This window comes from Mesorhizobium sp. M4A.F.Ca.ET.022.05.2.1, assembly GCF_003998845.1.
Lineage (GTDB): Bacteria > Pseudomonadota > Alphaproteobacteria > Rhizobiales > Rhizobiaceae > Mesorhizobium.
The window spans coordinates 1-6,219 of the sequence record NZ_RZOJ01000356.1; the positions used below are offsets into that span (position 1 = coordinate 1).

Here is a 6,219-nt window from a genome sequence, read left to right on the forward strand (position 1 = left end):
GGACATGGACACCTACATCACCACCGAGGTCGGCCAGCACCAGATGTGGGCGGCGCAGCACTATCATTTCGAGAAGCCGAACCGCTGGATGACGTCGGGCGGGCTGGGCACGATGGGCTATGGACTGCCGGCAGCACTCGGCGTGCAGATCGCGCATCCCAATGCGCTGGTCATCGACATCGCCGGTGATGCCTCGGTGCAGATGACGATGCAGGAGATGAGCACGGCGGTGCAGTACGAAGCGCCGATCAAGATCTTCATCCTCAACAACCAGTATATGGGCATGGTCAGGCAGTGGCAGCAGCTGCTGCACGGCAACCGGCTGTCACATTCCTACACCGAGGCGATGCCGGACTTCGTCAAGCTGGCCGAAGCCTATGGCGGCCACGGCATACGCTGCGACAAGCCGGACGAGCTCGACGACGCGATCAAGGAAATGATCGCGGTGAAGAAGCCGGTGCTGTTCGACTGCCGCGTGGCGACTTTGGCCAACTGCTTCCCGATGATCCCGTCGGGCAAGGCGCATAACGAGATGCTGCTCCCCGACGAGGCGACCGACGAGGCGGTGGCCAATGCCATCGACGCCAAAGGCAGGGAACTGGTGTAGGCGACGAGCCAAGGCAGGGCTGGTCGAAGGAAGCCGTGCGCAAACAGAGAATTAGACCCAAGAGTTGAAATCGAGATTCACCCCATGAACGCACAGCTCCAACCGACCGGCTCCGCCTATTTCATCGCCAAGGAAACGGAAAAGCCGGAGAACCACACCCTCTCCGTGCTGGTCGACAACGAGCCGGGCGTGCTTGCCCGGGTCATCGGCCTGTTCTCCGGCCGCGGCTACAACATCGAGAGCCTGACCGTCTCGGAAACCGAGCACGAGAAGCACCTGTCACGCATCACCATCGTGACGCGCGGCACGCCGCATGTGCTGGAGCAGATCAAGCACCAGCTCGAGCGCATCGTGCCGGTGCACCGCGTGGTCGACCTCACCGTACGCTCGCACGAGCTTGGCCAGGAGCGGCCGCTGGAACGGGAACTGGCCCTGGTCAAGGTCGCCGGCACCGGCGACAGCCGCGTCGAGGCGCTGAGACTGGCTGACGCCTTCCGCGCCAGCGTCATCGACGCCAACACCGAGCATTTCATCTTCGAGATCACCGGCAAGGGCTCCAAGCTCGACCAGTTCATCGCGATCATGAAGCCGCTCGGCCTGGTAGAGATCTGCCGCACCGGCGTGGCGGCGATGAACCGCGGCCCGCAGGGCATGTAGGAGGCCGGCGCCGAAGCGCCGGCAGGTCGTCATTTCCGTCCTGACCGTCTGGCCCGGTTGATGCTCCAGGGTGGCCTTTGCGCGCCCGGTATAAAAGGACAATTATACTGACCTATTCGACGCGATGACTTGTCTGGGAGGACGTCATGCCGCTTGAAACGTTCCTTGCGCTCCTGGTCTACGCCTTCGTCACCTCGATCACGCCGGGGCCGAACAACCTCATGCTGCTGGCTTCCGGCGTCAATTTCGGCATCGTCAGGACCGTTCCGCACATGCTCGGCATCAGCATCGGATTTCTGGTGCTGCTGCTTGCCGTCGGCTTCGGGCTCGGCGCGGTGCTGACGGCGTTTCCGGTGCTGCACACCGGATTGAAGATCGCCGGCGGGGTCTATCTGCTCTATCTCGCCTGGAAGATCGCCATGTCGCGTTCGCTGAGCAGCAAGGGCGAGACGGAAGCGCGACCGATGCGCTTCATCGATGCGGCCGCATTCCAGTGGGTCAATCCCAAGGCCTGGGTGATGGCGATCACCGCCATGGCCGTCTATGCCAATGCGGAGCACCCGTTCCTGTCGGTGGTGCTGATCTCGGTCGCCTTCACCATCGTCAACCTGCCGAGCGTCTCGGTGTGGGCGGGCTTCGGCACGGCGCTGCGCGGGTTCCTGTCGGATCCGGTGCGGCTGAAATGGTTCAACATTGCCATGGGTGTGCTGCTGGCGGCGACGCTGTGGCCGATGCTGCGCTAAGATCTTTTGATATTCAGGTGAGGCCGGTCTGCAAACGGCGCCTTCCTGCGCTTCCGGTGCTCACGTACCCAAAAGTACGCTCCGCTCCGGTAATCACCGTTTTCGACTCGGCCTGACCTGAATCTCAACAGATCTTAGGTCGCGATCCCGGCCCTTCGGTCGGGTTGCCTCCTTATTGTGCACTGCACATTAAATCTTCGTAATGCCGTGTTTTGGCCCTTTTCCGCCAAAGCCTTGTCCTATCTATTTCGGCGAAATTCGCGGCAAGGCGCCGCGGATCGAGCAGAAATAGACCACCGAATTCGGCGTGTCGCGTGAGAGGGCTTGTTGTCGATGCGCGGAAAAATCGTCTTTGCGGTGATTGCGCTGGCCTGCGTTGCCGGGGCCGGTCTCTACCTTTCGCCGACGGCGCTGGGCAAAGTCCAGCAACTGATTTCGGGCCAGCAGGCCGCCAGCAACGGCACGGACAAGACGGCCAAGGCACCGGACAACGCAAAGGGCGGCGGCGGTGGCACGCATTCGGCCTCGATCGTTTCCGCGGCCGCCACCACCGCCGATTTCCCCATCCGCCGCTATGCCATCGGCTTCGTATCCTCGCCGGCCGTGGTTGCCATCAACGCCCGCGTCTCCAGCCAGATCGTTTCGATCGCGGTCAAGGACGGGCAGATGGTCAAGGCCGGCGATCTTCTCTTCTCATTGGATGACCGGGCGCTGAAGGCGCAACTGGCGAAAGACCAGGCGACGCTGGTCAAGGACCAGGCGATGCTGGTCAGCGCCCAGGCCGACCTGCAGCGCGCCAAGGACCTCGTCGCCAAGCAGGCCGGCACCCAGCAGACCTACGATCAGGCGCTGGCAGCGCAGAAGGCGGCCGCCGCGACCATCGACGCGGACAAGGCGACGATCGATTCCGATACGGTTCAGTTGAGCTATGCGACGATTTCGGCGCCGATCGCGGGCAAGCTCGGCGCCGTCAATGTCTCGGTCGGCGATCTCGTCACCACCAGCAACGGCAGCAGCAGCGCGGCGCCGCTCGTCACCATCACGCAGATAAACCCGCTACAGGTGAACTTCACCCTGCCCGAGAGCAACCTCGCCTTGCTGCACAAGGCGCTGGCCGACCCGCAGCAAGGAGACGTGACGCTGACCAAGGACGGCGATCCGACGCCGATCGGCAAGGGCACGCTCGACTTCGTCGATTCCAGCGTCGACACCGCCTCCGGCACCATCGCCGCTCGGGCGAGCATACCGAACCCGGATCTCTCGCTATGGCCCGGCCAGTATGTGAACGTCGTGCTCGACGCCGGCACGATGCCGCAAATGACCTCGGCCCCGACGGTCGCGGTGCAGCCCAGCCAGAAGGGGCCGTTCGTCTACGTCGTCAAGCCGGACAATACGGTGGAGATGCGCCCCGTCCAGGTGGCGCTGACCGAGGGCGACAACAGCGCCATCAGCCAGGGCCTCAAGGGTGGCGAGAAGGTGGTCGTCGAGGGCCAGACCAGGTTGAAGGACGGCGCGGCCGTGCATGAGGGCAAGGCGGCGACCAATGGCGGCGCCCAGCGCGCAGCCAAGGTGGCGCAAGCCGGCAAGGCGGGCGAGGTCAGCCAATGATCTCCGAATTCTGCATTCGCAGGCCCGTCGCCACCCTTCTGATGTCGTTCGCCCTCGTGCTGGGCGGACTGTTCGCCTACAAGTTCCTGCCGGTCGCGGCGCTGCCCAGCGCCGAGTTTCCGGTGGTCAACGTCTCCGCCCAACTGGCCGGCGCCTCGCCGGAGACCATGGCGACCTCCGTCGCGACGCCGCTGATCAAGCAGTTCGCCACGATCGCCGGCATCGATTCCATCTCGACCACCAATTCGCTCGGCCAGACCTCGATCGCCATCCAGTTCGTGCTCAACCGCGACATCGACGCAGCGGCGGCGGACGTGCAGGCGGCGATCGCGCGCACGCAAAGGTCGCTGCCGCCCGAGATGACGGCGCCGCCGAGCTATCGCAAGGTCAATCCGGCCGACGCGCCGATCCTGTTGATGTCGCTGGTCAGCGACACGGTCCCGCTGACCGATCTCGATGCCTTCGCCGAGAACGTCATCTCGCCGTCGCTTTCGACCATCGACGGCGTGGCGCAGGTTTCGATCTACGGCCAGCAGAAATACGCCGTGCGCATCCAGATCGACCCGACGGCGCTCGCCGCGCGCGGCATCTCGATCGACCAGCTGCAGACGGCGGTGGCGTCGGCCAACAGCAACACGCCGCTCGGCGTGCTGCAGAACGACAAGCAGCAATTGACCATCACCGCCAACACGCAGCTCAACAACGCGGCGGAATTCTCCAACCTCATCATCGCCACCAAGAACGGCCATCCGGTGCGGCTGGGCGAGGTGACGCGCGTCGTCGATTCGGTTCAGACGACGACCACCGCGAGCTGGTACGACGGCACCCGCGCGATCATCATGGCCGTGCAGCGCCAGCCGGACGCCAACACGGTCGACGTCGTCGACAAGGTCAAGGCGATGCTGCCGTCCTTCCAGGACCAGATGCCGGGCGCCGCCTCGATCAAGCTGCTCAACGACCGCTCGACCTCGATCCGCCAGGCCGTCGACGACGTCCAGTTCACGCTGCTTTTGACCATCGCGCTGGTGGTGATGGTGATCTTCGTCTTCCTGCGCCGCGTCACCGCGACGATCATCCCGGCCGTCGCCGTGCCGATCTCGCTGATCGCCACGCTCGGCGCGATGTTCCTGTTCGGCTTTTCCATCGACAACATCTCGCTGATGGGACTGACGCTCGCCGTCAGCCTGGTCGTCGACGACGCCATCGTCATGCTCGAAAACATCTTCCGGCACATGGAGGAAGACGGGCTCTCGGCCTTCGACGCGTCGCTGAAGGGCGCGCGCGAAATCGGCTTCACCATCATCTCGATCTCGATCTCGCTGGTGGCGGTGTTCATTCCCGTGCTGTTGATGGGCGGCGTCATCGGCCGCATCTTCAACGAGTTCGCGGTCGTGGTGACCGTCGCCATCCTGGCGTCGATGTTCGTCTCGCTGACGCTGACGCCGATGCTCTGCTCGCGCCTGCTTTCGGTCTCGAAGGCGGAGAGGGAAGCCCATGGAGGCGGCCACAGGCATGACTTCGTCACACGCTGCTACGACTGGCTGCTGAGCTTCTGCTTGCGCCACACCTTTTTGGTGTTCCTCGTCTTCATCGGCACCGCTGCGGCGTCGGTCTGGCTGATCGAGGTCTCGCCGAAGGGCTTCTTCCCGCAGGAGGACATCGGCCAGATATCGGTGACGACGGTCGCCCGCCAGGACATCTCGTTCGACGCCATGGCCAAGCTGCAGGGCCAGGTGGCCAGCGTTTTCTCCCACTCGCCCTATGTCGATCATGTGGCGTGGTCGGCGGGCAGCGGCAACAATGCGCTCAACCAGGGCCAGTTGTTCGTGCAGCTCAAGGACAAGGACAAGCGCCCGGACATCGAAAAGGTGCTCTCGGATCTGCGCAAGCAACTGGCAGGGGTGGCCGGCATCGAGACCTATATGCAGCCGGTGCAGAACCTGAGGCTGGGTTCGCGGTCGTCGGCCAGCGCCTACCAGCTCGTGGTCCAAGGCCTCGATACCGGCCAGACCGATATATGGGCACAGAAGCTGAATGACGCGATGGCGGCGGACCACAATTTCTTCGCCGACGTCACCAGCGACCTGCAGAACAATGCCCTACAGGCGTCGTTGGTGGTGGACCGCGACAAGGCCGCCCAGCTCGGCATCGATACCGATACGCTGCGCTCGGCCCTCTATGGCGGCTTCGGCACCGATCAGGTCTCGACGATCTTCGGCTCGGCCGACAGCTATGCCGTGATCACCGAGCTCGACCCGAAGATCGAATGGTCGCCCGAGCGCATGCTCGCAATCCAGGTGCGGACAGCGAGCGGCAGCCTGGTGCCGCTTGGCGCCTTCGCCCATGTCGACCGCACGGCCGGCGCGCTCACCGTCAACCAGCTCGGCCAGCTTCCGGCGGTGACGATTTCCTACAATCTGCCGCCGGGCGTGGCGCTGGGCGACAGCGTGACCCGCATCGACCAGCTCAAGGAGCAGGTTCTCTAATTGCGAGCCCAGGGTCAACCGCTTTCTAGCCTTGCCGATATCCGGAACGTGCAGCGTGACCTTCACGCAGCTCCTCGCCGGTCAGCCTACGGTGCTGACGTATCCACAGACCTAAATA

4 protein-coding genes and 1 pseudogene are annotated in these 6,219 nt (G+C 64.0%); all 5 read left to right on the forward strand.

The genetic code is table 11. The features are described from left to right. The coding region (locus tag EN745_RS27330) for a thiamine pyrophosphate-dependent enzyme (protein WP_245487850.1) at positions 1 to 607 on the forward strand (607 nt) is incomplete at its 5' end. Positions 608 to 691: 84 nt separating this feature from the next. Beyond that, complete coding sequence (ilvN, locus tag EN745_RS27335) at positions 692 to 1,264, forward strand: acetolactate synthase small subunit (RefSeq protein ID WP_006204962.1); 573 nt, start codon at positions 692 to 694, stop codon at positions 1,262 to 1,264. A 146-nt stretch (positions 1,265 to 1,410) separates the two neighbouring features. Beyond that, positions 1,411 to 2,007, forward strand: a complete 597-nt coding sequence (locus EN745_RS27340) for a LysE family translocator (RefSeq protein ID WP_127406890.1) — start codon at positions 1,411 to 1,413, stop codon at positions 2,005 to 2,007. Positions 2,008 to 2,340: 333 nt separating this feature from the next. Beyond that, positions 2,341 to 3,615: an efflux RND transporter periplasmic adaptor subunit gene (locus EN745_RS27345; protein ID WP_127422697.1), complete on the forward strand. Its 1,275-nt coding sequence runs from the start codon at positions 2,341 to 2,343 to the stop codon at positions 3,613 to 3,615. Beyond that, positions 3,612 to 6,095, forward strand: a pseudogene (locus EN745_RS27350) (efflux RND transporter permease subunit); the annotation flags it as partial. The gene EN745_RS27345 and the pseudogene EN745_RS27350, both read left to right, overlap by 4 nt. Positions 6,096 to 6,219 lie beyond the last annotated feature (124 nt).

What these genes read in the sequence shown, in the direction of transcription:
- ilvN (WP_006204962.1), top strand. Translation starts at nt 692, where the DNA reads ATGAACGCACAGCTCCAACCGACCGGCTCCGCCTATTTCATCGCCAAG.
- EN745_RS27340 (WP_127406890.1), top strand. Translation starts at nt 1,411, where the DNA reads ATGCCGCTTGAAACGTTCCTTGCGCTCCTGGTCTACGCCTTCGTCACC.
- EN745_RS27345 (WP_127422697.1), top strand. Translation starts at nt 2,341, where the DNA reads ATGCGCGGAAAAATCGTCTTTGCGGTGATTGCGCTGGCCTGCGTTGCC.